25 protein-coding genes are annotated in these 26,468 nt (G+C 73.0%); 3 read left to right on the top strand and 22 right to left on the bottom strand.

Translation table 11 applies throughout. The features are described from left to right. Positions 1 to 32 precede the first annotated feature (32 nt). From BAW75_RS00980 to BAW75_RS00960, 5 genes are all read right to left on the bottom strand, one after another. The gene (locus BAW75_RS00980) at positions 33 to 971 is read right to left on the bottom strand and encodes a ParB/RepB/Spo0J family partition protein (protein ID WP_197494849.1); all 939 of its coding nucleotides are present in this window, start codon (positions 969 to 971) and stop codon (positions 33 to 35) included. 345 nt (positions 972 to 1,316) lie between these two features. Beyond that, positions 1,317 to 2,558: a 3-deoxy-7-phosphoheptulonate synthase gene (locus BAW75_RS00975; RefSeq protein ID WP_104112312.1), complete on the bottom strand. Its 1,242-nt coding sequence runs from the start codon at positions 2,556 to 2,558 to the stop codon at positions 1,317 to 1,319. 78 nt (positions 2,559 to 2,636) lie between these two features. Further along, on the bottom strand, positions 2,637 to 4,235 hold the full coding sequence (locus BAW75_RS00970) for an FAD-dependent monooxygenase (RefSeq protein ID WP_208635146.1): 1,599 nt from the start codon (positions 4,233 to 4,235) through the stop codon (positions 2,637 to 2,639). Between the two features lie 59 nt (positions 4,236 to 4,294). Continuing rightward, entirely contained in the window at positions 4,295 to 5,974 is a 1,680-nt protein-coding gene (locus tag BAW75_RS00965; protein WP_104112311.1) for a solute symporter family protein, read from the bottom strand. Continuing rightward, a complete protein-coding gene (locus BAW75_RS00960; protein WP_043323102.1) occupies positions 5,971 to 6,306 on the bottom strand; it encodes a DUF485 domain-containing protein in 336 nt (111 codons plus the stop codon). Before BAW75_RS00960 ends, BAW75_RS00965 begins: the two co-directional genes overlap by 4 nt. A gap of 195 nt (positions 6,307 to 6,501) precedes the next feature. Here BAW75_RS00960 and BAW75_RS00955 point away from each other — a divergent pair, with 195 nt between their 5' ends. Continuing rightward, complete coding sequence (locus BAW75_RS00955; protein WP_104112310.1) at positions 6,502 to 7,242, top strand: DUF6081 family protein; 741 nt, start codon at positions 6,502 to 6,504, stop codon at positions 7,240 to 7,242. On the opposite strand, the gene BAW75_RS00950 is transcribed toward BAW75_RS00955, so the two are convergent. The 9 genes from BAW75_RS00950 to BAW75_RS00910 are packed head-to-tail and all read right to left on the bottom strand — an operon-like array spanning position 7,235 to position 16,006. Beyond that, on the bottom strand, positions 7,235 to 7,936 hold the full coding sequence (locus BAW75_RS00950; protein WP_104112309.1) for an SDR family oxidoreductase: 702 nt from the start codon (positions 7,934 to 7,936) through the stop codon (positions 7,235 to 7,237). The genes BAW75_RS00955 and BAW75_RS00950 overlap by 8 nt on opposite strands. A gap of 11 nt (positions 7,937 to 7,947) precedes the next feature. Further along, positions 7,948 to 8,628 (bottom strand): isochorismatase family protein, encoded by a 681-nt coding sequence (locus BAW75_RS00945; protein ID WP_104112308.1) that lies wholly within the window; start codon positions 8,626 to 8,628, stop codon positions 7,948 to 7,950. Positions 8,629 to 8,660: 32 nt separating this feature from the next. After that, entirely contained in the window at positions 8,661 to 9,446 is a 786-nt protein-coding gene (locus tag BAW75_RS00940) for a 2,3-dihydro-2,3-dihydroxybenzoate dehydrogenase (protein WP_069088380.1), read from the bottom strand. Beyond that, on the bottom strand, positions 9,446 to 10,636 hold the full coding sequence (locus tag BAW75_RS00935) for an FAD-dependent monooxygenase (RefSeq protein WP_104112307.1): 1,191 nt from the start codon (positions 10,634 to 10,636) through the stop codon (positions 9,446 to 9,448). The genes BAW75_RS00940 and BAW75_RS00935 overlap by 1 nt, the downstream gene beginning before the upstream one ends. A 10-nt stretch (positions 10,637 to 10,646) precedes the next feature. Continuing rightward, positions 10,647 to 11,963, bottom strand: coding sequence for a phenylacetate--CoA ligase family protein (locus BAW75_RS00930; protein ID WP_104112306.1), 1,317 nt, complete (start codon positions 11,961 to 11,963; stop codon positions 10,647 to 10,649). Beyond that, on the bottom strand, positions 11,960 to 12,721 hold the full coding sequence (locus BAW75_RS00925) for an amidohydrolase family protein (protein ID WP_104112305.1): 762 nt from the start codon (positions 12,719 to 12,721) through the stop codon (positions 11,960 to 11,962). Before BAW75_RS00925 ends, BAW75_RS00930 begins: the two co-directional genes overlap by 4 nt. 26 nt (positions 12,722 to 12,747) lie before the next feature. Continuing rightward, the gene (locus tag BAW75_RS00920) at positions 12,748 to 13,851 is read right to left on the bottom strand and encodes a 3-dehydroquinate synthase II family protein (protein ID WP_104112304.1); all 1,104 of its coding nucleotides are present in this window, start codon (positions 13,849 to 13,851) and stop codon (positions 12,748 to 12,750) included. A gap of 31 nt (positions 13,852 to 13,882) precedes the next feature. After that, on the bottom strand, positions 13,883 to 14,707 hold the full coding sequence (locus BAW75_RS00915; RefSeq protein WP_104112303.1) for a 2-amino-3,7-dideoxy-D-threo-hept-6-ulosonate synthase: 825 nt from the start codon (positions 14,705 to 14,707) through the stop codon (positions 13,883 to 13,885). A 15-nt stretch (positions 14,708 to 14,722) separates the two neighbouring features. Continuing rightward, on the bottom strand, positions 14,723 to 16,006 hold the full coding sequence (locus BAW75_RS00910) for an aspartate kinase (RefSeq protein ID WP_208635145.1): 1,284 nt from the start codon (positions 16,004 to 16,006) through the stop codon (positions 14,723 to 14,725). A 214-nt stretch (positions 16,007 to 16,220) separates the two neighbouring features. On the opposite strand from BAW75_RS00910, the gene BAW75_RS00905 reads away from it, so the two are divergent. Continuing rightward, positions 16,221 to 18,206 (top strand): anthranilate synthase family protein, encoded by a 1,986-nt coding sequence (locus tag BAW75_RS00905; protein ID WP_104112302.1) that lies wholly within the window; start codon positions 16,221 to 16,223, stop codon positions 18,204 to 18,206. A gap of 95 nt (positions 18,207 to 18,301) precedes the next feature. Then, entirely contained in the window at positions 18,302 to 18,769 is a 468-nt protein-coding gene (locus tag BAW75_RS00900) for a DUF6069 family protein (protein ID WP_104112301.1), read from the top strand. Positions 18,770 to 18,910: 141 nt separating this feature from the next. On the opposite strand, the gene BAW75_RS00895 is transcribed toward BAW75_RS00900, so the two are convergent. From BAW75_RS00895 to BAW75_RS00860, 8 genes are all read right to left on the bottom strand, one after another. Further along, positions 18,911 to 19,300, bottom strand: a complete 390-nt coding sequence (locus tag BAW75_RS00895; RefSeq protein ID WP_043323075.1) for a VOC family protein — start codon at positions 19,298 to 19,300, stop codon at positions 18,911 to 18,913. Between the two features lie 11 nt (positions 19,301 to 19,311). After that, on the bottom strand, positions 19,312 to 21,363 hold the full coding sequence (locus BAW75_RS00890; protein WP_104112300.1) for a multicopper oxidase domain-containing protein: 2,052 nt from the start codon (positions 21,361 to 21,363) through the stop codon (positions 19,312 to 19,314). After that, positions 21,360 to 21,824 carry a DUF6220 domain-containing protein gene (locus BAW75_RS00885; RefSeq protein WP_043323072.1) on the bottom strand — a complete coding sequence of 155 codons (465 nt, stop codon included), beginning with the start codon at positions 21,822 to 21,824 and terminating at the stop codon, positions 21,360 to 21,362. Before BAW75_RS00885 ends, BAW75_RS00890 begins: the two co-directional genes overlap by 4 nt. 54 nt (positions 21,825 to 21,878) lie before the next feature. Continuing rightward, entirely contained in the window at positions 21,879 to 22,274 is a 396-nt protein-coding gene (locus BAW75_RS00880) for a DUF6223 family protein (protein ID WP_104112299.1), read from the bottom strand. A gap of 191 nt (positions 22,275 to 22,465) precedes the next feature. Next, on the bottom strand, positions 22,466 to 23,128 hold the full coding sequence (locus tag BAW75_RS00875; RefSeq protein ID WP_030499014.1) for a response regulator: 663 nt from the start codon (positions 23,126 to 23,128) through the stop codon (positions 22,466 to 22,468). Continuing rightward, positions 23,125 to 24,258, bottom strand: coding sequence for a sensor histidine kinase (locus tag BAW75_RS00870; protein WP_104112298.1), 1,134 nt, complete (start codon positions 24,256 to 24,258; stop codon positions 23,125 to 23,127). The genes BAW75_RS00875 and BAW75_RS00870 overlap by 4 nt, the downstream gene beginning before the upstream one ends. 90 nt (positions 24,259 to 24,348) lie before the next feature. Next, complete coding sequence (locus tag BAW75_RS00865) at positions 24,349 to 25,239, bottom strand: aromatic prenyltransferase (RefSeq protein ID WP_104112297.1); 891 nt, start codon at positions 25,237 to 25,239, stop codon at positions 24,349 to 24,351. A gap of 51 nt (positions 25,240 to 25,290) precedes the next feature. Further along, complete coding sequence (locus BAW75_RS00860; RefSeq protein ID WP_104112296.1) at positions 25,291 to 26,466, bottom strand: hydroxymethylglutaryl-CoA synthase; 1,176 nt, start codon at positions 26,464 to 26,466, stop codon at positions 25,291 to 25,293. Between the last annotated feature and the right edge of the window lie 2 nt (positions 26,467 to 26,468).

Raw genomic sequence — 26,468 nt, 5'->3', positions numbered from 1 at the left:
CGGCACCGCCGCAAATATGCGGGCCGGCGTTTTCACGCCCGGTCCTCCAGTTCCTGGGCGAACGCCAGCCAGGCGGCGGCGCACGAGCGGGCCAGCTCGGCCACCGATGTGCGCCAGTACGGCGGCACGGCGTCGACGAACTCGCGCCAGGCGGCCGGGTCGACCACGTGCCCGTCGGCCCACCGGACGAAGGCCCGGCCCACCTCGGCGTACTTCACCGCGGGGTCGCGGATCAGGTTCCCGCGTACCGCCGGCCAGTCGACGGGCGGCGCCGGGGCCTGGCCCGGCCGGCGCCTGCGCGCCTCCGACCCGTCGTCGGCGGCCGGCTCGGGCTCGGCCGCCGGCCGCTGCGGGGTCAGGACCGGGTCCCGGCCCGCCTGCAGCCGGGCGCGCACGTCCCGCGCCGTGCCCACCGACACCCCGGCCTCCTTCGCGATGGCACGCAGGGGCGCGTCCGGCCGGAGCGCGATGACCGCGCTGGCCCGCCGCCGGCCCGCCGAGCCGTCCAGCGGGCGGACCCGGCCGTCCCGTCCCACCCGGCTGCCCTCCCGCGCCGCCGGTTGCAGCAGGCGGCGCCGGATGCCGCTGACCGTGGTCGGGGACAGCCCGGCGGCGGCGGCAACGGCGCGGTCCGACCACTGCGGATACAACCGCAGGATGCGGGTGGCGGCGGCCTCCCGGTCGGCGCGGGACAGCGGCAGCCCGTGTTTGATGTTGGCGTCGACCGAGAGCAGGAACGCCGCGGCGTCGTCGCCGTCGAAGAACGTCACCCGTACGGTCTCGTCGCCGCGCAGCTTGGCGGCCCGCAGCCGGTGCATGCCGTCGATCACCCGCATCGTGCCGCGCTGCACGAGGATCGGGGGGAGGTCGTGCATCGCGGCCAGCAGCCGGATGTGCTCGACGTTCTCTCCCGCCAGTCGCGGGGAGTCGCCGGGCAGCAGCGCGGAAACCGGAACCGTCTCGCCAAGCACAGACCGATCCTCCGTAGCTGCGTCCGGCAGGGGAAATCTCTCGTCGTTGCCCTTCACTTCCAGCGTGTTTGAGTTGCCCCACATTGGAAACACTCGCTTCAGCCGAGACAGGATTCCGTGCGGATAAGATGAGGTGCGCGCGTCACCGATCGAAGGATTACACCTTCCCACACATCATTGCGATGGGATTCCTGCTGGGCAACACCACTGACGGTCCCGGCACGGGTAGTAGACACTACCCACGCAGGTAGTGGACGACGAACTGCGGCGCGGCTAGCCTGGCCGAATTTGCTCCGGCAGGTCTCCTTCTGTCAATTTTCCCGCAGTTCGAAAAAGGTCGGCACCTCAGGGCCGCCTCGGCGCCGGGCCGACCGTCGCGGTGTCCTTGGCCCACGCTTCGATCAACTCGGTGGCCTGCCCCGGGTTGAGCCGGGGGTCGCACAGCGAGGTGTAGTGACGCGCCAGGTCCTCCTCGCCGGCCACCGAACCGCCGACGCACTCGGTCACGTCGGTGGCGGCGACCTCGACGTGCAGCCCGGCGGCGTGCTGCCGCTGCCGGTCGAGGATGTCGCGGAACCGCAGCGCCTCGGTGACCACGTCGGAGAGGTGGCGCGTCTTCAGGCCGACCGAGGCCTTGACGGTGTTGCCGTGCATGGGGTCGCTCAACCAGAGCACCGGGTGGCCCGCGTTCACCACCGCGCGGACGATCGGCGGCAGGGCCTCCCGGATCCGGTCCCGGCCCATCCGCGGGATCAGGACGAGACGGCCGGGCTCGCGCCGCGGGTCGAGCGCCTCGCACACCCGCAGGACCTCGTCCGGGTCGGCGTCCGGCCCGATCTTGCAGCCGACCGGGTTCGCCACAGTGGACAGCATGGCCACGTGCGCCTCGGCGGAGCGGCGGGTCCGCTCCCCCACCCACGGCAGGTGGGTCGACGCCAGGTAGCGCTCACCCGTGTCCGGGTCCCGGCGGATCAGCCGGGACTCGTAGTCGACAACGAGGGCCTCGTGGCTCGACCAGGGCCCCTCGGTCCGCGCTGCCCGCCCGGCCCCCTCCCGGTGGGCGCGCAGCACCCGCTGCACCCGGTCGCTCGCCTCGTACGCCCACCACATGCGGCGCGGGTCGGCCTTGCGCGTACCGGGCGCGGCCAGCTCGGAATTGATCATGTGGCCGCGGAAGGAGGGGATGCTCAGCGCGTCGTGCCACTCCGTCGCCTGCGACCGGGGCTTGGCGAACTGCCCGGCCATCCGGCCCACCCGCAGCACGTTGCGCCCGGTGAGCTCACTGAGCCGGTCCCCCAGCCGGTCGATGACCTCGATCTTGTCCGAGGTGTGCCGGGGGGTGCACTCGTAGAGGCTCTCGGCGCAGTCGCCCAGCTGCAGCAGGAGCCCGCCGGCCGACGCCAGCTCGGACAACGCCTGCCGGAGCCGCCGTACCTCCCCGGGCGGGACCAGCGGCGGGGCCGCCGCCAACGCCGCACAGGTCTGGGCGTACGCCGGGTGGTCCTGCCAGTCCGGTTGCTGGACCGCCGGCTTGCCCTCCCACGGCCCGAGTGGGCTGCGTTCCGCCGTTGAACCGGATTGCTGCATCTGTCCTCCAGTCGAGAGTCAGCCGGACCGCCGGTCGCGTGTGCGCGTGACCCGGCCGCCGGTGACGGCACGTCGCGCCTATCCGCCACCCCGTACGCGCTGGACCACGGCGTCGGGGTCCGGCGGCGCGGTGTTGCCCCGCCAGGCGACGTGGTGGTCCGGCCGCAGCAGGACGAGGTCGCGTTCCCACAGCTCGCGGGCCCGGGCGTCGGTCACCACCGTGTGGGTGACCGGCAGGCCCCGCGCGGCCGCCGCCGCCAGCAGCGGATCGGCGGCGCCGTCGCCGGTGAAGTCCACGAGGGTGAACGAGGCCGGGTCGAACCGGTCGAAGATCTGCTGCCCGCCACTGAGCAAAAGACTGGGCGGGCGGGCGCCGGGCCAGGTCGTCGGGGTGTACACCCGCGGGTCGTCCGGGGGTTCGGCCGGGCCCTCCGGCCGGAGCACCGGCGAGCCGGCATAGCGGTAGCCCAGCTCGATGCCCCGGTACTCGTTCTCGCCCCGCTTGGCGTCGAGGAAGGCCGCGACGGACGGCAGCGGGGCGCCGTCGCGCAGCAGTTCCCCCGCCCGCAGGTGCACGCCCAGGTGCCGGTGCGAGGTGTGCATGTTGCGCCGCCCCACCGGGCGGCGTTCGGCGTCGTAGCTGTCGAGCAGCGCGGGGCCGCCGAAGCCCCGGAGCACCGCGGCGAGCTTCCAGGCCACGTCGACGGCGTCACCGATGCCGGTGTTCATGCCGTACGCGCCGGTGGGGAACATCCGGTGCGCCGAGTCCCCGGTGAGGAGCACCCGGCCGGCGCGGTACCGGTCGGCGAGCATGAAGCCGGGACGCCAGCGCGAGGTGAGCAGCACCTTGTCGATCCGCAGCTCGGTGCGGATCGTGTCGAGCAGGAACGCCTCCGGGTCGGCCGGCGGCTCGTCGAACTCGTTCGGGTCGATCCCGTTGACGTGCGCGGTCCAGGTGTCCACCTCGTCCTGCGCGATGAGCACGTACCGGAACGCGAAGTAGTGCCAGAACCGGCCGTGCCGGTGCAGGCTGTCCAGGTCCCGGCTGGTGAAGTGCACCATGAACGCGCCCGGCAGGCCGGGCACGTCGAAGCCCTCCTCGCCGATGCCCACGGCCCGGCGGACCCGGCTCGACGCGCCGTCGCACCCGACGACGTACCGCGACCGCAGCCGGACCTCGCCGCCGGTGTCGTCGGCCAGCACGCTGGTGACCCCCGCGTCGTCCTGGGTCAGCGAGTCGAACCGTACGCCGAGGCGCAGGTCGACGAGCGGTTCCCGCCGGCAGCGCGCCCGCAGGACCGGCTCCAGGTCGATCTGGGAGATCCGCTGGCCCGGCTCGGCCGGCTGGGTGCCGTCGTTGTGCTCGGCGATGCGGCGCCACTCCTGCGTCACCGAGGGCAGGCCCCACCTGGTGATCGGCTCACCGGCGAGGCCGGTCGACCAGATCACGTCGGACCGGTGCTCGGGCGCGACCCCGGCGGCACGCACGTCGTCGGCGAGGCCGAACTGCCGGAAGAACTCCATGCTGCGGGCGTTGACGTAGTCCAGCTTGGGATGGACGGACGTCTCGAAGCCCTGGTCGACGAGGACGCAGGCGACGCCGTGACGGGCGAGCGCCAGCGCGGTGACCATGCCGACCGGGCCCGCGCCCACGACCAGAACCGGTACCGGATCCACAGTTGCCTCCCGAGGGGGTGTGGGGCGGCGGAGGGGCCGCCCCACACCGTGGCGGATGGTCAGCTCACCGGGCTGGGCGCCCGGTCCTGGCGGCCGTCGCGGTCCTCGTCGTCGACGGCGGCCGGCCGCGCCGGTCCCGTGGCGACAGCGCCGGTGAGGGACCGGACCTGCATCTCGGCGAAGGCGGCATCGTCGCGCTCGCGGCTGGTGATCGAGCCGAGGTAGCCGAGCAGGAAGCCGACCGGCACCGTGATCAGCGCGGGCTCGACGTCCACGAACTTGAAGTTGCGGTCCGGGAAGATGGCGTCCGGCTCGCCCGAGACGCCGTTGGAGAACAGCACCAGGAACGCGGTGAGCGCGAGGCCGCCGTAGACCGTCCACTGCAGGCCGCGGGTGTTGAATCGGCGCCAGAACAGCGCGTAGACGACGATCGGCAGGACCACCGCGCCGGCCACGTCGATCGAGGTCGGGATGAAGATGTGGGTCCGTACCGGCAGCATGGCGACCGCCAGCAGGACGGAGCCGACGCCGATGATCAGGGTGTTGCGCTTGATGTCCTTCAGCTCGGCGGCCGGGTCCAGCCGACGGCCCCGCAGCACGTTCACGTCCTTGGTCACCGTCGTCACCGCGCTGTGCAGCAGCGGCGCGAAGACCCCGACGATCGTCAGGACCGCGACGCCGGCGAGGGAGCCGACCATCACCGGCCCGCCCAGCTCGTCGGCGAGCTTGGGGAAGCTGATGTCGCGGTGGGCCTTGATGACGCCGATGTTGTCCCGGCCGAGGATCGCGACCGCGCCCAGCCCGACGACGGACAGGCACAGGTAGAACCCGACGATGATCATCGACGCCCACCCGGTCGACCGGCGCGCGTCCCGCCCGCTGGTCACCGCGAAGTTGCGCATGAACAGGAACGGGATCGCCGCCACCCCGACCGCGATGGCGAACAGCTTCGACAGGTGCACGAGCGTGGTCGCGCCCTCGCCGAACAGCCGGCCCGGGCCGAGCAGGTCGCTGCCGCTGGGCACCGGCGCCGCGTTGGCCTCGGCCCGCTCCAGCAGGCTGAACAGGTTCAGGTCGAAGCGGGCCAGCACCCAGGCGGTCAGCACGCCCACCACGACCACCGACAGCACCAGCTTGAACACCAGGATGCGGGTGACGCCGAGCATCCCGCCGAGGTACACGTACCCGACGGTGACCAGGCCGACCACGAAGACCGGGAGGACCAGGCCGACGAGGGCGTCGACGCCGAACCAGCGGTTGAAGATGAACGCGATGGCGGCCATCATGATCACGGTCAGCATGACGTACGTCAGCAGCGTGAGCACCGCCGAGGCCATCCGCGCCGGCCGTTCCCGGACGCGCACCGCGAGCAGGTCGCCGAGCGTGTAGCCGCCGACGTTGCGCACCGGCCCGGCGAAGAGGAACAGCGCGAGCATGGTGCCCATGGTGAAGGCGGTCATCAGCAGGATGGCGTCGTAGCCGCTGAGCGCGATGTGGCCGGTGATGATGTACATCGTCGAGTACATCAGCGGCGCGGAGGCCACCGCCAGCGCGTTCTGCACCGGCCCGATCCGCCGGTCGGCCAGCAGGAAGCCGTCCGCGGTGGTGGTGCTGGCGCGCGCCGAGCGGACCAGGTAGAGCACCGCGAGCGCGAGGACGACGGTGACCGGGACGGCGATCGCGGGCGTCGCCCACGTGTTGTCGACCGGGGGTGGCGGGTCGGCGAGGACGACGCTCATCGGGACGCTCCTTCCAGGTCGGCGCGGATCTTCTCGCTGAGCGGGTCGAGCCGCGTGCGGGCGTAGCGCAGGTAGAAGGCGGCGAGCGTCACCACGAAGGTGAACGACAGGAAGACGAAGAGCAGGCCCACGTTGACCGGGCCGGCCACCTTCTCCCGGAAGAAGTCCGGAGCGTAGGTGGCGAGCAGGCTGCCGAGGAACCACCACCCGAAGAAGGCGACGCTGGCCCAGAGCGTGACCGTGCTCGATCGTCGCCGTAGTTCCCTGAACTCTGCGCTGTGATGGACGGCGAGGTAACGACCGCCGTCCGGTGCCGGAGCTGCCGTGTCCATTGCTCTCTCCCCCTGGTGAGAACGTCGCAGACGATGCGGAGATGGCGTGCGGCGTCAGTCTCGGCGACCGCTCACGCTGCGGCATGGCTTAATCACGGGATTTCCGGGAGGCTGCCGGCGCATTGGCGTGCCCGGCCCGGCCGAACCGCGTGAACGGGTGATGCCCGCGCCCGGCCGGCGTCCGATGGTGACTGCATGACGTCGGCACTGAGAACCAGCGCGTGGACGTACGACGACTTCACCGGCCGCGAGCTGGACCCCGCCCGCTGGGCGATCATGTCGATCACCGGCGCGGACGGGCAGACCCACAGGTACCAGGACCGCAACGCCCGCGTCCGCACCGGCGACGGGCGGCTGGAGCTGACCGTCGACCCGTTCACCCGCTTCCACGACACCGATCCCCGGCAGAACAACGCCAAGCAGATGTACCGGTCGGTGCGGCGCTTCGCCGTGCCGGCGGAGGGCACGCTGACCGTCGAGGTGGAGATGGGCGTACGGACGTACCGGCAGATCCCGCACGACCTGCTGGACGCGTTCGGCACGGTGGCCCTGTTCGACCTGGAGACCGGCGTCGTGTTCAACGCCGCCGCGACGAACGACACCGTGTACGCGACTGTCGAGCGCCTCGCGCTGCCCGGCGTGACCCAGCCGCACGAGCACTACGTCCACCGGGTGGTCCTGGATGTGCCGACGGAGCCGGGCCGGGCGCACGGCTACGCCATCACCTACCGGGCGCCGACGTCGGAGGTGGAGTTCCACGTCGACGGCCGGCTCGCCTACTGGGCGCGGGTTCCGGTGCCGGTGACCGGATTCCACGCCGGCATGGCGCTGTTCTCCGCCCGCGACCTGGCCCGGTACTCCCGCGAGCAGCGGGAGCACGGGCAGGGCGCGACCGGGTGGTGGGGGCCGTGGCGGATCGCCGCAGGCGTCAGATGAGCACGTCTCCGCCGTCGATGTTCAGGTTGATCCCGTTTATCGCGCGGTTCGTCAGCAGGAAGTCGATCGCCTCGGTGCAGTCCCGCATGGTGACCGGCCGCCGGGTGAGCGCGCGCGTCGCGGCGGCCTCCCGCGCGGCGGGCTTGTCGCTCCAGAACGGCGTGTCGGAGACGATGCTCGGGTGCAGGGCGTTGACCCGGATCGGCGAGAGTTCCACCGCCAGGGTCCGGACCAGCGCGCTGATCCCGCCGTTGGCGGTGGTGACTGTGGTGGAGCCGGGGTACGGCCGGTGGCTGGCCAGGCCGCCGAGCAGCACGACAGCGCTCTCGTCGGTCATCCGCGGGGCGAGGGCGTGCAGGACCGCCGTGTAGCCGACCAGCTTCACGGTCAGCAGCCGCGCCGCGTCGCCCGGCCGGTACGCGCGGACGGTGTTGTGGTCACGGTCGAGCGCCGCGACCACGAGCCGGTCGACGTGCGGCACGTCGGCCAGCCCGGCCGCGATCCGCTCCGGCTCGGCCAGGTCGAGGGCGAGTCCCCGGGTCGACCCGCCGATCTCGTCCGCGACGGTCTTGGTCCGGGCCGCCGAACGGCCGGTGATCACCACGTCGTCTCCGCGTTCGGCGCAGGACCGGGCGAAGTGCCGCCCGATCCCCGAGGTGCCGCCGACGACCACGACCCGAGTCCGTTCCGACATCGATGCTCTCCTCATCGTTTGATGCTGCTCCGATCCGGACGCGCCGCGCCGGCGTCGCCCGCCAGGCCGTCCAGCACGTCCGCCGTCCACAACGGCACCGCGCAGCGGTCCGCGGCGTAGCGCAGCGCCATCAGGTGGTCCGCACGCGACAGGTCGGCCAGCGCGTCCGCCACCAGGAACGCCTCGATGTCGCGGCTGAACGCGTCGCAGGCGGTGATCAGGCACCCCATGTGCGCGTACACGCCGCAGACCACGAGCTGGTCCCGCCGGGCGCCGCGCAGTCGCTCCTCCAGGTCGCTGCGGAAGAACGCGCTGTAGCGCCACTTGGTCAGCACCGTGTCGCCCGGCTGCGGGGCGACGTCGTCGACGATGCCCCGGTCGTCCTCGTCGCAGCTCATGCCGGGGCCCCACAGGTCGTGCAGCAACCCCCGGTCCTGCCGGCTCATCCCGCCGGGCTGCGCGGTGTACAGCACCGGCACGCCGGCCGCCCGCGCCGCGGCGAGCAGCTTCGCGACGTTGGGCAGCAGCTCGGCCATCGGGGACTCCCCGGCCGCGAACGGGCGCAGGAAGTAGCGCTGCAGGTCGTGCACCAGCACGGCGGCCCGGTCCGGGTCCGGACGCCACGGCAGCGTGGTGCCGGGCAGGTCGCCGTCGCCGGGCATGCGGTACGGCGCGATCGGGGTCATGGCCATCGGTTCTCGCCTCCGGTTTCCGTGCCACGGCGTCACACGTGCAGGGCCGCGCCGCCGTCGACGTACAGGTCGTGCATGGTCACGTGGCCCGCCTGGTCGGACACCAGATAGGCGACCGCCTCGGCCACGTCGCGCGGCTGGGCCAGCTTGCGCAGCGGAATGCCGACGCGGTACGCGCCCGGCGTGCCCTCGATCACCGCACTCGGGTCGGCGCCCTCGCCGAGCATCGCCCGCAGCATGGGGGTGTCGGTGGAGCCGGGCGAGACCACGTTGCACCGGATGCCGTAGCCGGACAGCTCCAGCCCCAGGCAGCGGGTGAACTGGGCGGACGCGGCCTTGGAGGCGGCGTACGCGGCCATCTCGGTACGCGGCACCCCGGCGGCGTTGGACGCCACGGTGACGATCGCGCCCCGGCGGCGGCCGACCATCCGCCGCGCCACCGCCCGGGACACGTGGAACACGCCGTCGGCGTTCACCGAGAAGGTCCGGCGCCACTGCCGGTCGGACAGCTCGACGACCGGTCCGGTGTGCAGCACGCCGGCGGCGTTCACCAGGATGGCGACCGGGCCCATCTCGTCCTCGACCCGCCGCACCAGCGCGTCCACCGCGTCGCTGTCACACACGTCGACGCAGTAGGCGCGCGCCGAGTCGCCCTCGGCGGCGAGCTTCGTCACGACTGTGGTCAGCGCCTCGGCGTTACGGTCCACCGCCGCCACCTGCGCGCCCGCCCGGGCCAGCACACCGGCCACGGCGGCGCCGATGCCCTGCGCCGCGCCGGTGACCAGGGCGACCCTCGACTCGATTCCGGTCAGTTCCATCAGGTGCCTCCGCTGGTCGTGGTGGCCTTCTCGGCGTCGTACCCGAAGAGCCATTCGTGGCGGTCCAGGCCGGACGAGGACTGCGCGGCGACGTCCCGGCGGCGCTGGTCGGCGCCGTCGGCCAGGTGGAACGTCTCGGCGTTGGCCCGGGACTGGCGCTGGATCCGCGTGGTCCGGGGCAGGCGGATCCGTTCGTAGCGGCGCAGCGCGGCGCCGAGGCCCGCCGGCTCCACGCCGGCCAGGCAGACCGCGAGCACCACCGCGTCCTCGACGGCCTGGTTCGCGCCCTGCGCCTGGAACGGCAGCATCGGGTGCGCGGCGTCGCCGATCAGCGTCACCCGTCCCGCGCTGAGCCGGTCGATGCTGTCCCGGTCGTGCAGCGCCCACCTGCCGACCCGGTCGGCCGCGGCGATCAGCCGGGTGACGTCCGGGTGCCAGCCGGCGTACGCGGCCGCGAGCCGCGACACGTCGCCCCGGCCCGACCACGACTCCTGCCGCCAGTCGGTGGCGGGCACCGTCGCGCCGAAGCTCACCTGCCGGCCGGCGGACACCGGGTAGCAGACGCAGTGCTGGTCCGGCCCGAGCCACAACTGCACCCGGGGTTCGGTGAGCAGGAACGGCACCCGCTCGGCCGGCACCAGCCCGCGGTAGATGGACTGCCCGGAGAAGCGCGGCCGGTCCGCCACGATCTGCTCGCGCGCGACCGAGTGGATGCCGTCGGCGCCCACCACGAGATCCGCCGCGACGGTGGTGCCGTTGGACAGGTGCAGGTACGCCTCGTCGGCGGTCTGCGTCACGGCGGTGAGGCGGGCGCCCAGGTGCACCCGGTCGGGCGGCACCAGCGACAGCAGGCTGCTGTGCAGATCCGCGCGGTGCACAACGTAGTACGGCGCGCCGAAGCGGCGTCCGCACGCGCTGCCCAGCGGGGTGCGTTGCAGCAGCGTGCCGTCGTCCCAGCGGCGCATCTCGATCGCCTGCGGCGCCACCGCCACCGTACGCAGGCGGTCACGCAGGCCCAGCCGGTGCAGCAGCCGGGTGGCGTTCGGCGCCACCTGCACGCCCGCGCCCACCTCCGTCAGCTGTTCGGCCTGCTCGTACACGTGGCAGTCGATCCCGGCCCGGCGCAGGGCGGCGGCGAAGGCGAGCCCGGCGATGCCGGCGCCGGCCACGGCGACCCTCATCTGCGGCATGTCGGTTCCCTCAGTAGTAGAGGAGCGCTTTGCTCCAGTCCTCGTCCGGGCCGAACAGGCTGCGTGGCTTCACCACGTCCGGCATGCTGGTCAGCGCGTCCAGCGGGATCAGGCTCCCCGGCGCCAGGCCGGTGACCTCGCTGTCCACGCCGAACGCGGCCCGGATCGCGTGGGTCAGCTCCGCCTCGGCGGCGACCCGGTGCGCGGCGGCCACCTCGATCTGGACCCGCAGCAGCGCCGGTTCCGCCTTGGCCCGCCAGAACATCACCCGGTACGCCTCGGGGAGGGAGAAGACCAGCTCCTCCAGCCGGTGCTGGGTGATGGTGGCGCCGCCGACCCGGTAGCCGAACGCCGACCGGCCGAGCACCCGCACGGTGGGCAGCTTCCAGCCGCACGCGCAGTCGTCGTAGGAGACCGACACGTTGTCCTCGAGGTTGTACCGCAGCAGCGGCATCGCCTCCCGGAACAGCGGCGTGACCACGAGCTGGCCGTCGCCGTCCGCGCGGACGGTCCCGGTGGCCGGGTCGTACACCTCGAACAGCGCCCGGTCGGCCCACAGGTGCAGGCGGCCCTCGGGGCACTCCCCGGCCAGGCTGCCGGTCTCCGTCGAGCCGTACTCCTCGATGACCGGCACCCCCCACAGGCGGCTGATCCGCCGCCGGCGGGCGTCGGTCATCGGCTCGCCGCCGACGAACAGCGCGCGCAGCGCCGGGAAGTCGATGTCGGGCCGGTGCCCGGCCGCGATCGCCGCGGCGGCCCAGATCAGGCACTCCGTCGGCACCGACCAGGTGAGTGTGACGTCCAGGTCGTGCATCACCCGGACCACCCGGGCGTACGGCATGGCCAGCGACCGGTTGTCGCCGGGCACGACGGTGGCCCCGCGCAGCCGGGCGGCGGCGTGGGCGAGGTGCCCGGTCAGCAGCAGCGCGTACGGCGTGCGGACCAGGAAGACGTCGTCGGCGGACATGCCGATCCACTTGCGGGCGAAGCGCTCCGCCAGGTCGGTCCAGTCCTCCGCGGTGTAGTAGGAGGGGGTGGGCTTGCCCGCGGTGCCGCTCGACTCGTGGTAGGTCGCCAGCCGTTCGCGGGGCACGGCGAGCATGCCGAATGGGTAGTTGTCCCGCAGGTCCTGCTTGGTGGTCAGCGGCAGGTCGGCCAGGTCGGCCGGGGTCACCGGCGGCGCCCCGGACGCCAGCCGCGCCCGGTAGAACGGCGACCGGGCCGCCCAGGTGAACGTCTCCGCCAGTTGCTTCTCCTGAAGGCGCCGCAGGTCCTCGGGGCCGTGCCACTGGCCGAGCCGGGGCAGGGTCGAACTCGGCTCGCTCACCGCTTCTCCTCTCCTAGCAATCGATGCGCGTTGTCCCAGGCGACCCGCCGCCACTGGTCCGGCGGCAGTCGCAACGCCTGGAACTTGGCCAGCTCCACGGCCGGGTGCTGCAGCGGGTACTCGGAGCCGAACACCACCCGGCCGTCGCCGAGGCGGCGCAGCGCCGCCTCGGCCACGCAGGTGTAGCCGCCGGAGGTCTCCAGCGAGATGTTCGGCTCGTCCTGGATCAGGGTCAGGGCGTAGAGGTCGATGTTGCCGATGCCGCTGTGCCCGAGCACGAAGCTCACCTGCGGGAACCGGCGGCTCAGGCCGACCAGGTCGGCCACGCCCGCGCCGGGACGGTCCAGGCAGACCACGTACACCGGATGGTCGAACTCCGCCGCCACGGCCACCAGGTCGGCGACCCGCGGGTCGGTGAGGGCGACGCCGTGCACGGCGGGTGAGATCTCCAGGCCGCGGAACTCGGCGGCCCGGGACCGGTACGCCTCGGCGGGCCGGTGCGGGTTGGCGAAGAAGAACGGCACCAGCCGGCCGTCGGTGCCGGCGCAGGCCGCCGCCACCGCGTCGTTGTCGGCGTCGGTCTCGACGTGGCCGCCGGTGACGAGCTGGCGGGACAGCCGGTCCAGGTCGATGGTGCCGCCCGCGCACACCACCGCCCGTGTCAGCCCGCACTCGCGCAGCGCGTCGAGCAGCCGCTCCCGCGCGCCGGGCCGGGGCGCCAGGCGTACGTGGAAGTCCAGCACCGGCTGCGCGGTCATCGCCCCGCTCCCCTTCCCGCCGCCGCTCACTTCTCGATGCAGAACTCGTCGATCGGGTAGCCGACGTGCCGCTTCTCCACCGGCAGGTAGCCGAGCACCTTCGTGCCGGCGGTCAGCTCGGTGACGTTGAGGACCGTGCCGCCGGGCCCGAGCACGCGCACGTGCCAGTCGTCCTGGACGATGAGGTTGACAGGTGTCCCGGAGGGGGAGACCGCGTCGATCGCCAGCAGCGGGCGCGTCTCGATCTTGACCCGTCCCACGGTGACGACCCGGGACTTCCCCTGCGAGTCGACGGCCAGCACCCGGCCGCCGGAGACCAGCTCGCTGAGGTAGTTGGTCCGCCCGCCGGCGGACAGCGTGTACGAGTGCAGCGCGCCGGCGTTGACCCGGAACGGCCGGGTCGGCATGTACGGCAGCGGATGCGTCTCGCTGCAGCACAGGATCATGCCGGTGGAGTGCGAGCCGACCAGGATGCCCTCGTCCAGGCGGAAGTTCGTGCAGGTGTCGACGCAGGCGCGCTCGCCCATGCCCACCCGCCGGATGCCGGTGACCTCCAGCTCCACGAGCGACAGGTCCGCCGCCGTGCTCACCGCCGCGGTCCGCAGCTCGGTGGCCTCCCCCACGGCGCGCGGCGCCAGCATCACGCCGACGGAGCCGTGCTCCAGCACGCCGAAGACGATCTCCGCCTCCTCGACGTCGGCGACCTGCGTGATGATGCTGCCCGCCGCGCCCGCCGCGGCGGCCAGCACGATCTCCAGCGGAATCTTGGTGGGGTCGCGGAAGTACAGCAGGCTCCACCGGTCGTGGCGCGCGGACCGGCAGGCGTCCTCCAGGCTGTCCGCGTCGACGATCTCGACGTACCGGCCGAACTCCACATCCGGGTACCGGGCCGCCAGTTCGGCGGGCTCGCCGTGCCGGGCCGGTTCGACGATCACCAGGTCGGCCGGTTCCAGCTTCTCCGGCAGCGGCCCGCCCTGTGGGAACAGCACCTTCCTCACCGTCGGGGGGAGCGTCTCCAGGTCGGCCGGATCGGCCGCCACGACGGCGTCCACCCGCTGGTGGACCGCCTCCTCGACGATTGCCTCCTTGGCGCCGTTGACGTTACGGATGTCCAGCCAGCACAGCTTCACGGGTTTCTCCTCGGTGGACGGTCAGGGAGTCTCAGGACGTAAGGGCGAGCCGGTCGTCGACGTCGTACCGGTCCGGGACGTGCCGTGGTTCGTGCACCAGCCGCGCCACGGCGGCGGCCATCAGGCCGGGCTGCTCGGCCTGGAACACGTTGCGGCCCATGGCCATGCCGGCCACACCGGCGCGCAGCGCGTCCGACACGTAGGCGAGCACTGTCGGTGTGTCGGCCGAGCGCGGGCCGCCGGCCACGATCAGCGGGATCGGGCAGCCGCGCACCACCTCGGCCATCTGCTCGGGCGTACCCGCGTAGTCGGTCTTGACGATGTCGGCGCCGAGGTCGGCGGCGAGCGTCGCGGCGTGCGCCACCAGTTCCGGCGCCCGGGAGTCGGTGATCTGCGGCCCGCGGGCGTACACCATGGCCAGCAGCGGCACGTTCCAGCGTTCGCACTCCCCCGCCACCGCCGCCAGGTCGGCGATCTGCCGCGCCTCCTGCGGCGAGCCCAGGTTGACGTGCACACTGACCGCGTCGGCGCCCAGCCGCAGCGCCTCCTCCACGTGCGCGACCAGGTACTTCGCGTCCGGGTCCGGCGCGTGCCGGGTGCTCACGCTCAGGTGCACGATCAGCGACATGTCGCCGAACCAGCCGTGGTCGACGTGCCGCAGGCTGCCCTTGTGCAGCACCACGGCGTCCACGCCGGTGCCGGCGAGCTCACCGAGCAGCGAGTTCAGGTCGCCGCGGCGCAGCGGCCCGTCGGTGACAGAGTGGTCCAGCGGGACGACGAGCAGGCGTCCGTCGCCGCGCCGGAACAGTCGGCGCAGACGCAGGCCACGAGCGAACGAAGCGTTGAGTACGGCCACGGTTTCCTACCTCTCTCAGGCGGTGGCGGAACGACGGGAGGTCAGGGACGTGGCGTCCGCCGGCTCGGACCGGTCGAGGCGGAACGCGCGGTGCAGGGCTTCGACGGCGTCCACGGTGCGGTCCCGCGACACGATCACCGACAGCCGCATCTGGGAGGTGGAGATCCAGCTCGTCGAGATCCCGGCCTCGGCCAGCGCCGCCATCAGCCGGGCCGTGTGCTCGGGGCGGCTGAGCAGGCCCATGCCGACCACCGACACCTTGCCGACGTTCTCGTCGAAGTGGACGCCGCCGTCGAAGGACGCGGTGAGGTCGTGCAGCGCGGTCCGCACCGCGTCGGCCTGGCTGCGGCGGATGGTGAACCCCATCCGGAACTCGCTCTCGTACGGCCCGGACCGGGCCACCAGGTCCGCCACCGCGCCGTGGGCGGCCAGCACCTCGAACACGTCGGGCGCCATGTCCCGCCGGCCGTCGCGGCAGTGCACCAGCACGCGCACCACGTCGGTGTCGTGGGTCACCGCCACCACGGCCCGCCGGGTCTCCAGCGGCCGGTCGTCCGGCCGGTCCACGACTGTCGTTCCGGGCGCCTGCGACGACGCGTTGCGCACGCGCACTTCGACCCCTTCCATGGCGGCCAGCTCGATGCATCGGGTGTGCAGGACCCGCGCGCCGGCGAACGCCATCTCCGCCATGACGCCGGGCTCGACCCACGGCAGGCAACGCGCCGCCGGAAGGATGCGGGGGTCGGCGCTGAACACGCCGTCCACGTCGGTGTAGATCTCGCACGCCGACGCGCGCAGCCGGGCCGCGAGCGCCACGGCTGTCGTGTCGGAGCCGCCGCGTCCGAGCGTGGCGACGTCCCCGGCCCGGTCGATCCCCTGGAACCCGGTGACCACGGCGACCTCGCCGCGGTCCAGCCCCGCCTCGACCCGCGCCGCCCCGATCCGCGAGATCAGCGCGTCGCCGTGCCGGTCGGTGGTGTGGATCTCCGCCTGGTGCCCGGTCAGTGAGACGGCCGGCACGCCGAGCCCGGTCAACGCCAGCGCCATCAGCGCCGCCGACTCGGACTCGCCGACTGCGAGCAACTGGTCGAGTTCCCGGGACGGGCCGGCGGCGCCGACGTCGGCCGCGAGCCGCAGCAGGTCGTCGGTGCGGCTGCCGCGGGCCGACACGACAACTGTCACGGCGGACCCGTCCCGCCGCGCCGCGGCGATCCGCAGCGCGGCGTGCCGTACGCGGTCGAGGGTCTGCAACGAGGTGCCCCCGTATTTCTGGACCAGCACGTCCACAGTCGTCTTCACCGCCCTCGTCGTATCGGCATTGCGGTCGACAGTAATCGCGGTCGATCTGCGTGGGCACTACTCGCCCGAGTAGTAGCCCGCCGATTCAGTCGTTCACGCCATAACGTCGGCGCGTTACCGGAAACACGTGATGCCGTCGGCGACAACACGTCATGCGCGACGCCTTTTGCCGGACGCACTATCGACAGGCGATCTCTAGGGCAAAGGGAGCGACATGGACGGGACGGAATCGAACGTGGCCGGATTCCCGGATCTGCTGTCCGGTCTCGGCGACGACGGGCGTGCCTTCGCCCTGCTGCACCGGCCCGGCACGGCCGGGCGCGCGTACGTGGAGGTTCTGACCGGCGAGGTGTGGCAGGTGGACACGCTCGCCGAGCTGCCCCTGCCCGCCGGGCCGGCGACCGGTGGGCGGCACGACCTGCTCGTCGCGGTGCCGTACCGGCAGGTCACCGAACGGGGGTACGACTGCCACGACGACGGCGCGCCACTGCTCGCGATGCGCGTCCACGAGCAGTTCGGGCTCGACCGCGAGCAGGCGCTGGCGGGCCTGCCCGAGCGCGCCGTACCGGTGACCGACGCCGACTTCGACCTCAGCGACGAGGACTACGCGGCGATCGTCAAGCGGGTGGTGGGCGACGAGATCGGGCAGGGCGCCGGATCCAACTTCGTCATCCGGCGCACCTTCACCGCGCGGCTGGCCGACTGCTCGACCGCCACGGAACTGGCGATCTTCCGCCGGTTGCTGACCGGTGAGCTGGGTTCCTACTGGACGTTTCTGTTCCACTCCGGTGCCGGCACGTTCATCGGCGCGTCACCGGAACGGCACGTCAGCATGATCGACGGAACCGTCTCGATGAATCCCATCAGCGGGACGTACCGGCATCCTCCGAACGGCCCGGCGGTTTCCGGTCTGCTGGAATTCCTGAACGACCCGAAAGAGGCGAACGAACTCTACATGGTGGTCGACGAGGAACTGAAAATGATGGCGCGGATGTGCGCCTCCGGCGGCCAGGTGCACGGCCCGTTCCTCAAGGAAATGGCGCGGGTGACGCACTCCGAGTACATCCTGACCGGCCGCAGCGACCTGGACGTGCGCGACGTGCTGCGGGAGACGCTGCTCGCGCCGACCGTCACCGGCAGCCCGATCGAGAACGCGTTCCGGGTCATCACCCGCCACGAGACGACCGGCCGCGGCTACTACGGCGGCGTGCTCGCGTTGATCGGCAGTGACCCGGCCGGCAGCCGTACGCTCGACTCGGCCATCATGATCCGCACCGCCGAGATCGACCACGACGGCACGCTCCGCCTGGGCGTCGGCGCCACCCTGGTGCGCGACTCCAAGCCGGAGTCGGAGGTGGCCGAGACGCGGGCCAAGGCGGGCGGGATGCGCGCGGCGCTCGGCCTCGGCGTCGACCCGGCCGGCCCGGCCGGCGGGCCGGCGACGCCCGTGCGGGCACGCTCGTCCCTGGCCACCGACCCCCGGGTACGGCGGGCGTTGCGCGAGCGCAACGCCACGCTGTCGAGGTTCTGGCTCGACGGCGCGGAGCGGAGAACGCCGAACCGGGCGCTGGCCGGGCGCCGCGTGCTCGTCGTCGACAACGAGGACACCTTCATGGCCATGCTCGACCACCAGTTGCGGGCCCTCGGGCTGCGGTCGAGCATCGCCCGGTTCGACAGCCCGCTGCGGCCGGACGGATACGACCTCGTCGTCGTCGGCCCCGGCCCCGGCGACCCGGGCGACCTGAGCGACAGGCGGATGCGGACTCTGCGCGGGCTCACCCGCGACCTGCTCGCCGGGACGGTGCCGTTCCTGTCCATCTGCCTGGGCCACCAGGTGCTCGCCGCCGAGCTGGGGTTTCCCCTCGCCCGGCGCGCCGTGCCCAACCAGGGCGTGCAGAAGCGGATCGACCTGTTCGGCCGGCCGGAGCTGGTGGGCTTCTACAACACCTACACGGCCCGCTCCGCGCACGACGTGGTGGCCGGTGGCCGGCGGGGCCCGATCGAGATCAGCCGCAGCCCGGACAGCGGTGACGTGCACGCGCTGCGCGGCGCGGGATTCCGGTCCGTCCAGTTCCACCTGGAGTCGGTCCTCACCCAGCACGGCCCGCGGATCCTGGGAGATCTGCTGGTCTCCCTGCTCGCCGAGGGCACGGCCGCCGCCGCAGCCGGGGCGGCGGGCCGGCGCGGGACCCGGCCGTGACGCCCCGGCGTTCAACTGTCCACGATTGACTGCCGTCGTGGCGTCCCCGCATTCTCCCGGAGAACACATCGAGACACCGGACCGGAGGCGACGCCGTGGATGAGGCCACTCCCCGATCCCCCGTCGCGGCGCGGCCGACCCGGTCGCCGGCCACCACCCCGGTGTGGCTGGTCGGCGTGCTGGCCACCCTCGCCGGGGCGGTGGCCGCGGAAGCGTTCACGCTCGCCGCCCGGGCCCTCGGCGTGCCGATGGAGGCGGCCGGGGTCTGGGAGGAGCAGGCGCAGGCGATCCCGGTGGGCGCCATCGCCCGCAGCGTCGTGCTCTGGTCGATCGGCGGGATCGTCCTGGCGGTGGTCGCGGCCCGGCGGGCCCGGCGGCCCGTACGCGTCTTCGTGGCCGGCACTGTCGCGTTCACAGTGCTGTCCCTCGCCGCGCCCGCCTTCGCCCAGGACACCGCCGTGTCCACGCAGCTCGTCCTCGCCGGCACCCACGTGATCGCCGGCGCGGTGATCATCCCCATCCTGGCCGCCCGGCTCTCCGCACCCACCACGAACCGGTACTGATCCCGCCACCGTCCCTCCCGGCCTCCGCGATCTTGCACTTTCGGCCCCCGCAAAAGGGATATCCCCGGCACTGGAAGGGCGGTAAGTGCAAGATCGGCGCGGACGGTCCGGGGTAGACGGGAGGCGGTCGGGTCCGGTGGCTCAGCCGCGGGCGGTCGGCTCGAAGATCTCGACCAGGTTGCCGGCCGGGTCGGCGACCAGGAACTGACGACCACCCGGCCCGGACACGATGTCACTGCGCAACGTCACCCCGGCCCGCTGCAGCCGCTCCCGTTCCGCGTCGACGTCGTCGACGATCAGGTGGATACGGTTGCGCCCGCACCCGGCCGCGTCCGCCGGCGTGACCCGGGCGCCCGAGCTGGCCGGACCGGACAGCAGCAGCCGCAGCGGCCCGCGCACCACGTCCGCGAAGGCCGGCGGGAACGCGGTCGACACCGTGAAACCCAGGTGGGCGGTGTAGAACTCGATCGCCGCCGGCACGTCGTCGACGACGTAGCGGACGCCGGCCAGGGCGTGCACGTCTGCGGTCATGGCAGTCCCCCTCAGTGTGCGTGGCTCGTGCTGTCGAAGGGCGTGGTGACACCGTCGTAGACGAGCCGCAGCATCATGCCCTGCTCCTGGTGCGGCAGGTTGTGGCAGTGGTTCATCCAGACACCCGGATTGTCCGCCCGGAACGCCACGTCCCACACCTCTCCCGGCCGCACGTCGAAGGTGTCCATCCACAGCGGGCTGCCCGAGGAGCGCCGCCCGTCGCGGGACAGGATCAGCACCGGATGACCGTGCAGGTGCCACGGGTGGGTCTCGAGGCTCCGGTTGACCACCGTGAAGCGCACGACGTCACCCTCGCGGACGAGCTGGTCCGGGACGGAGGGGTGCGCGCGGCCGTCGACGGCCTGGGCGTAGGCGGGCTTGCCGTCGACCATGGCCAGGGCGCGGTCGAGGACGATGGTGAAGTGCCGGTCGGCGTCGTCGCGGTCGAACGGCACGGGTGCCGGCTCGCCGTATTCCAGCAGGTCCAGCTCGGGCCAGTCGCCGGTGTCCGGCAGGGTGCGGTCGCCGCCGCCGGCGCCGGCCGGGCGCAGCAGGACGCCCTGGTCGGGGTCGTGGTCGAGCAGCAGCGTGACAGTGGCGTCCGGCATGGTCAGGACCACGTCGTACCGGCCACCGGCGGGCAGGCGGAGGCCGACCTCGCGTACCTCGCCCGGCTGGTTGAGGTCGCGGCCGTCCACGGCCACCAGCCGGAACGCCGAGCCGGCGACGGCGAACCAGTGCGGGTTCGAGTCGGTGTTGATCAGACGCAGCCGCACCGGCTGGCCCGGACGGACGTCGTGGACGGCGCGTCCCTCCTGGTCGCCGAGAATCACGACGTCGTCGAACGTGTGCACCGGCAGCGTCAGGTCCAGTCCGCGCTCCGCGTCCGGCCGGTCCTCGCGCGGCGTCACGACGAGCGTCCCGTACAGCCCCTTGCGCACGGCGGGGTGCGACGCCTGGTGGGTGTGGTACCAGTACGTCCCCACCTGGTCCGCCTGGAACCGGTAGACGAACTCGCCGCCGGGCCGCACCGCGTGCTGCGTGGCGCCCGGCGCGCCGTCCTCGCCGCACGGCACGTCGTACCCGTGCCAGTGCAGGGTGACACCGTTCTCGATGTCGGCGTTGCGGAGCGTCACCTCGATCAGGTCGCCCTCGGTCGCGGTGATGGCCGGCCCGGGCAGCCGGCCCTCGTAGCTCCAGGCGTCGATCGGACGCCCTTCTGGCAGCGTGACGGTGCCCGTCCGGGCGGTGAGCACGTGGCGTCGCGCGGTGCCGCCCGCCGCCGGAGCGCCGGGGCCGCGCAGGTCCGCCACTGAAACCTTCGGGCCGGCGCCACCGGCGTGTCCGGGGCCGCCTCCGGTGACCATCGCCTCGGGCTCCCGGAAGAGCAGGCCGACGCCGGTGGCGCCGGCGCCCGCCGCGACGACGCCCCCGGCCACGCCGAGGAATCGGCGACGGGACAGCGCCGAGGCCCCGGCCGCCACCGGCGCTTGTTCGGGAGAGCCCGCGTCCGCCGCCGCCGAGCGTTCGGCGGAGCCGGCGTCCGCCGCCGCCGAGCGTTCCGGGGCGCCCGCGTCCGCGCCCTGCCCGGCGGGTCGTCCGACCACCCGGGCGGTGAGCAGCGCGCCGGCGCAGACGACGGCGACGGCGATCAGCGAGGTGCTCAACGTCAACGGGTAGCCGGCGGTGAACGTCACCACCAGGCCGGCCAGCGCGGCGTAACCGGCGGTCAGCAGCGCGACGAGCCCGCCGGCCGGCAGGCCCGTGGCCGGCGACTGCCGGGCCGCGAGCAGCCGCGGGCCGGCGAGGAGCACCGCGACGACCCCGGCGGCGAAGAGCAGCGGCAGCCCCAGCAGAACCTTCTCCTGGACGAACCACCAGCCGCGCCCGGCCAGCAGCGCCACGGTGCCCAGCCGGGTGATCGTCACGAGCACCGCGGCGGCGAGCAGGCCCAGCGCGAGGCGGTTGCGGCCGAGCGCGGCGGTGACGCCGGCCGCGAACCACGTCGCGACACCGAGCAGTGCCACGACGTGGTCCACGAGGATCCATTGGAGCGTGCTCATGAGGCCGTTCGCGCCGAGTCGGCCGCCGGGCCGGTCACAGTGGTGTCCACGCCGGGCGTGGTCGTCGTGTCCGGCCCCGGCCGGACGCTGCGCAGGATGACGCGGGCGACCGCCACCATCACCAGCCCGTTGACCGCGTGCAGGCCGAACACGTACCGGCCGACGGCCGAGTCGCCGGCCGAGTCGCCGAACGCCTTGGCGATGACCGCGATCAGGGCCTGCAGGATCCCCAGCCCGGCGACCAGGCCGGACAGGCCGATGATCCGGCCGGGCATCCGCATCACCGCGGCGGCCACCGTCAGCACCACGGCGACGAGGATGCTCCCCAGACCGAGGATCCGGTGGGGGCGGAACGCCTCCTCGTTGGCCTCGTTGCTGAACGCGCCGCTGGCGGCCAGGAAGAACTGCACCACGAGCACGAGCAGCAGGAACGCTGCCAGTCCGGCGAACACTTTGCGCATGGGACTCCCCTTCGGGTCGGTTGGGTCACCGGGGTGTTCGGTCGGCGGCGCCGGTCAGGCGGCGCGCCGGGAGCGGGTGAATGCCAGACCGCCGACGGCGATCCCGATCAGCGCCAGCACGACGGACACGATGGCACCGCCACGGCCGTTGCCGCTGCCGACACCGCCGTCGGAGCCGGCCAGGGCGACCACACCGGCGATCAGGCCGGCCGCCGCGAGCACCAGCGCGGCGACCGCGTTGCCACGACCGCCGCCGCGCCCCGCGGAGCGCAACGCCCACACGCCCAGGACGAGGCCGAGCAACGCGAGCGCGAGCGCCAGCACGGACCCGGCCCGGCCGGAACCACCGTCACCGTCGGCGGCCGTCACCTGCGCGGCCGCCGGCGCGACGAGTGCGAGCCCACCGAGGACGCCGGTTGCGGCGGCGGTGAGCAGACGACGGATGAACATGGGAGCCCCTTCGGCTGCGGGAACAGGCATCTGCGCCAGCGTAGGTAACGACTCCGCTACGGGTCGTCATGCCGATGGAGACAATCGATCTACTGCGGTGACGGTATTCCCGCGGTGCGGCGTCTGCGCGCGGAGCAGCCGTATACCGCAGTCGCAGCACTGCGAGCGACAGACCGGGCCGTGCCGCCCGGTCAGCGATTGCCGGGTGACACCAGGCCGGACTCGTAGGCGAACACCACCAGCTGTGCGCGGTCACGGGCCTGGAGCTTGGTCATGGCGCGGTTGACGTGGGTCTTCGCGGTCAGCGGGCTGATCACCATGCGATCGGCGATCTCGTCGTTGGACAGGCCCCGGGCGGCCAGCGCGACCGCCTCGCGTTCCCGGTTGGTCAGCTCCTCCATGCCGGGCGTGACGTCCGCGCAGAGCGGCTCCGACACGTACCTGTTGATCAGCATCCGGGTGATCGACGGCGCGAGCAGCGCGTCCCCGCGCGCGGCTACCCGCACGGCGTGCAGCAGGTCGTCCGGCTCGATGTCCTTGACCAGGAAGCCGGTGGCGCCGGCGCGCAGCGCGTGGAAGACGTACTCGTCGAGGCCGTAGTTGGTCAGGATGACCACGCGCACCCCGGCCAGCGCCGGGTCCGCGACGATCTGCCGGGTCGTCTCGACGCCGTCCATGACCGGCATCTGGATGTCGATCAGGGCGAGGTCGGGCAGGTGGTGCCGGGCCAGGGCCAGGCCCTCCCGGCCGTTCCCGCCCTCGGCCACCACCTCGATGTCGTCCTCGGCGTCCAGCAGCGCGCGGAACCCGCTGCGCAGCAGCGGCTGGTCGTCGAGCAACATGATCCTGATCATGGGACGCGCACCACCGGGAGTTCGGCCTGGACGGTGAACCCGCCGCCGCTGCGGGGTTCCGCCCGGAGCCGGCCGCCCAGCGCGAGGACCCGCTCGTGCATCCCGAGCAGCCCGACGCCGGGCACCGGGGCGACGCCCGGCCGGGCCGTGCCGTCGTCGTCGATCCGGATGCTCAGCGCGTCCGGGCGGTAGTCGATGCGGACCGCGGCGGCCGCGGCGGAGGCGTGCCGGGCCGTGTTGGTGAGCGACTCCTGGACGATCCGGTACGCGGTGCGGCCCACCGCCTCCGGCACGTCCCGCTGGTCACCCTCGATCGTCAGCGTGGTGGCCAGGCCGATCTTCTCGGCCCCGGCCAGCAGTTCCGGGAGGTGGTCGAGCCCGTGCGACGGGGACTTGGTCAGGTCGCGCAGCGTCTCCAGGGTCGCGCGCAGCTCCCGGGTCGCCGCCCGGCCGGCCTCCTGGATCGCCAGCAGCGACTCCGGCACCTGCTCGCCGCGCTTACGGGCCAGGTGGACCGCGACCTCCGCCTGCACTTTGATGATCGAGATCTGGTGGGTGAGCGAGTCGTGCAGCTCCCGTGCGATGTGCAGCCGCTCCTGGGTCGCGCGCAGCCGGGCGGTCTCCTCGCGGGTGCGCTCCGCCTCGTCCGCCCGCCGCTCGGCCTGCCGCAACGCCTCACCGGCCGCCGCCGCGGCGACCAGCCAGGCCAGTTCGAGCACGCCCCGCGACTGCGCGAGCGCCTCCTTGAGGGCGCCGTCCGCCGGCGAGGCCATGATCGCCAGCGGCAGCACGACGAGCAGGGCCGCGCTCACCCCGAGCGTGACGAGCCGGTGCCCGGCCCGGACCGCCGCGTACACCGCGAACAGGTACGCGATGGCCGGCACCCCGAAGCCGACCGCGTTGTAGCCCACCACGCACAGCCCGGTGGCGACCAGCACGGCGACCGGAGCCCGGCGACTGGCGGCCAGCGCCAGGCCGCTCGCCACCACCAGCGCGTAGCCGAGCAGCCCGAGGCCGTCGGGGGCGGGATGGTCACCGGCCAGCGCGCTGATCAGCAGCACCGCCGCCACACCGACCGCGATGACCCAGTTCTTCACCCGGGCCCACACACTGGACAGTCCAGTCCTCATAATCGCACTTTAGCGGAGGGTGCCAGGGTTGAGCCCCGAGCGAACAGGCATTGATCCCGGTGCCGCCGGCCGGGCGGCACCGGCGGGTGTTCAAATGAAGTTCACCGCGCCCGGCTTCCATTTGTAGTGCGACTCGAGTTTGTAGTACTCGCCCTTCGGGGTCAGCGCCACGCCGTAGACGAACTTGCGGTCCCCGCCGCCGTACGGAACGCTTTTCACGAACTTCTCGATCTCCGGTTCCACGGGTACGGGAAGCGTGGTCAGATCCGTTGTCGCCGCGGCGTAGCAAATCCGTTCGATCTCCGGGGAGTCCCAGCCCAGCGTCACGTAGAGCCCGAACGCCCCGGCGCCGAGCCGCAGCATCTGCTCGCTCGGCTCGGCCATCCCGGTCCGCCGCAGCGTCGACCGGATCGTCTCCGGCTCGAAGCACTCGCGCGGCACGTCGTTGAAGTAGACGTTCACGGTCCGGGCCGGGTAGTCGAAGCCCAGCACGCCGACCCGGTCGTCGAGACCGTGCCGGGTGAAGAACCCGGCGTTCGCGGCGAGGCTGCGGGGCATCGCCGGGATGCCGGCGAGCGCCGAGGCCACCTGCAACTCGTCCGGGGCGAAGGCCGCGTAGATCTTCTTGAAGCCGCCCACCACCCCGAAGTCGATGCCGTGGCTCTCCACCGGGCAGCGCCGGTGCACCTCGGCGAGCAGGCCGCCGATGGGGTGGTCGGTCCGCGGGGTGAGGCCCCGGGCGATCGCCGAGGCGTACGGGTCCCGGTCGTCCGGATGCGTCCGGAACCGGCAGTCCAGCTCGCCCGCGTGACGCAGCGCGGTCGCCACCCGGAAGGCGACCACCGCCTCGGGATGCGCGAACGCGTCGCCGTACGCGGACAGGACGGGCCAGACCCGGTCGCGCGAACAGGGCACGTCCAGCTGCCGGGCCGATTCCTCGATGGTCGAGTAGAGCTCGGCCACCTCGGGAGTTCCGGACATCGATCCTCCAAGCATGTGTCGTTCGGTCGGGGCGCCCGGCGTGGCCGGTCGCTATCGCGGCTCGTAGACGCGCTTGTGGCCGGAGAGCCCGGCCAGCCGGTACGGGCCGGTGGTCACCGCCGGCACGGGATAGTCACCGCCGTCGACCGGGAAGGCGTGCTCGTGCAGCTCCCGGTACGTGTCGTAGTCGACCTCCTGCCGCCTGTCGATCGCCGCGCGGTGCTGGTCGGGTCGCGTGTGCTCGCGGTACCCGGGCACGACGGTGCCGGCGAAGAACTCGGCGACGCTGCCGGAGCCGTAGCTGAGGAAGCCGACGGTCCGGCCGCTCAGGTCGTCGGCGGTGTCGAGCAGCGCCGCGAGCCCGAGGTACATCGACGCGGTGTAGCTGTTGCCGATCTCGGCGTTGTACCCGGTGGTGTGCCCGATGGCGCCGGCGACCAGCGCGTCGTCGACGTCGCGCCCGCAGTAGTTGAGCAGGTGCCGGTGCGCCTTGTCGGCCATCCTGGGGAACGGCTGGTGGTAGCAGAACGCGCCGAACTCGTCCAGCGCGCGGCCGCCGCGCTCGGTGTAGTCCTTCCACGAGCCCTCCACCGCCTGCAGGTAGGCGGAGATGGACTCGTGCCCGTCGACCAGGGCGGTGGTGCGGTAGTTCGGCCGCCAGAAGTCCATGACGTCGGCGGTGAACATGCCCGACGGGTCCTCGACGCGTACCAGAGCCGGGTCCGCGCCGACGAGCATGGCGACCGCCGCGGCGCCCTGGGTCGCCTCGCCGGGCTCGCCCAGCGCGTACTTCGACACGTCGCTTGCGATCACCAGGACCTGCTGCGACGGGTCGCGGTGCACCAGGCCGACGGCGAACTGCAGTCCCGCCGTACCGCCGTAGCAGGCCTGCTTCAGCTCGACCACCCGGGTGGCCGAGGGGAAGCCGAGCAGGGAGTGGACGTGTATCCCGGCCGCCTTCGCCTGGTCGACCGACGACTCGGTGGCGAACACGATGGTCCGGATCCGGTCGGTGCCGTGGCGGGCGACGACCGGCGCGGCGGCGGCAGCGGCCATGGTCACGATGTCCTCGTCCGGGGCGGGCACGCTCATCGCCCGCAGGCCGATGCCCCGGTGGTACTTGGCCACGTCGGTGCCGTTGGTGGCGGCCAGCGTGGCGTGCGTCAGCACGTGGTGCGTCGTCGCGGCGGACAGGTCGTGGATGCCGACGGCGGGTCTCGCGGCCATCG

This window comes from Micromonospora chalcea (genome assembly GCF_002926165.1).
Classification (GTDB): Bacteria; Actinomycetota; Actinomycetes; order Mycobacteriales; family Micromonosporaceae; genus Micromonospora; species Micromonospora chalcea.
This window is presented reverse-complemented; position numbering and strand designations above follow the sequence as displayed.

Excerpts from the sequence above, each read along its gene's own strand:
- BAW75_RS00975 (WP_104112312.1), bottom strand. The coding sequence starts at position 2,558 with ATGCAGCAATCCGGTTCAACGGCGGAACGCAGCCCACTCGGGCCGTGG.
- BAW75_RS00965 (WP_104112311.1), bottom strand. The coding sequence starts at position 5,974 with ATGAGCGTCGTCCTCGCCGACCCGCCACCCCCGGTCGACAACACGTGG.
- BAW75_RS00960 (WP_043323102.1), bottom strand. The coding sequence starts at position 6,306 with ATGGACACGGCAGCTCCGGCACCGGACGGCGGTCGTTACCTCGCCGTC.
- BAW75_RS00955 (WP_104112310.1), top strand. The coding sequence starts at position 6,502 with ATGACGTCGGCACTGAGAACCAGCGCGTGGACGTACGACGACTTCACC.
- BAW75_RS00950 (WP_104112309.1), bottom strand. The coding sequence starts at position 7,936 with ATGTCGGAACGGACTCGGGTCGTGGTCGTCGGCGGCACCTCGGGGATC.
- BAW75_RS00945 (WP_104112308.1), bottom strand. The coding sequence starts at position 8,628 with ATGGCCATGACCCCGATCGCGCCGTACCGCATGCCCGGCGACGGCGAC.
- BAW75_RS00940 (WP_069088380.1), bottom strand. The coding sequence starts at position 9,446 with ATGGAACTGACCGGAATCGAGTCGAGGGTCGCCCTGGTCACCGGCGCG.
- BAW75_RS00935 (WP_104112307.1), bottom strand. The coding sequence starts at position 10,636 with ATGCCGCAGATGAGGGTCGCCGTGGCCGGCGCCGGCATCGCCGGGCTC.
- BAW75_RS00925 (WP_104112305.1), bottom strand. The coding sequence starts at position 12,721 with ATGACCGCGCAGCCGGTGCTGGACTTCCACGTACGCCTGGCGCCCCGG.
- BAW75_RS00905 (WP_104112302.1), top strand. The coding sequence starts at position 16,221 with ATGGACGGGACGGAATCGAACGTGGCCGGATTCCCGGATCTGCTGTCC.
- BAW75_RS00895 (WP_043323075.1), bottom strand. The coding sequence starts at position 19,300 with ATGACCGCAGACGTGCACGCCCTGGCCGGCGTCCGCTACGTCGTCGAC.
- BAW75_RS00890 (WP_104112300.1), bottom strand. The coding sequence starts at position 21,363 with ATGAGCACGCTCCAATGGATCCTCGTGGACCACGTCGTGGCACTGCTC.
- BAW75_RS00885 (WP_043323072.1), bottom strand. The coding sequence starts at position 21,824 with ATGCGCAAAGTGTTCGCCGGACTGGCAGCGTTCCTGCTGCTCGTGCTC.
- BAW75_RS00880 (WP_104112299.1), bottom strand. The coding sequence starts at position 22,274 with ATGTTCATCCGTCGTCTGCTCACCGCCGCCGCAACCGGCGTCCTCGGT.
- BAW75_RS00875 (WP_030499014.1), bottom strand. The coding sequence starts at position 23,128 with ATGATCAGGATCATGTTGCTCGACGACCAGCCGCTGCTGCGCAGCGGG.
- BAW75_RS00870 (WP_104112298.1), bottom strand. The coding sequence starts at position 24,258 with ATGAGGACTGGACTGTCCAGTGTGTGGGCCCGGGTGAAGAACTGGGTC.
- BAW75_RS00865 (WP_104112297.1), bottom strand. The coding sequence starts at position 25,239 with ATGTCCGGAACTCCCGAGGTGGCCGAGCTCTACTCGACCATCGAGGAA.
- BAW75_RS00860 (WP_104112296.1), bottom strand. The coding sequence starts at position 26,466 with ATGGCCGCGAGACCCGCCGTCGGCATCCACGACCTGTCCGCCGCGACG.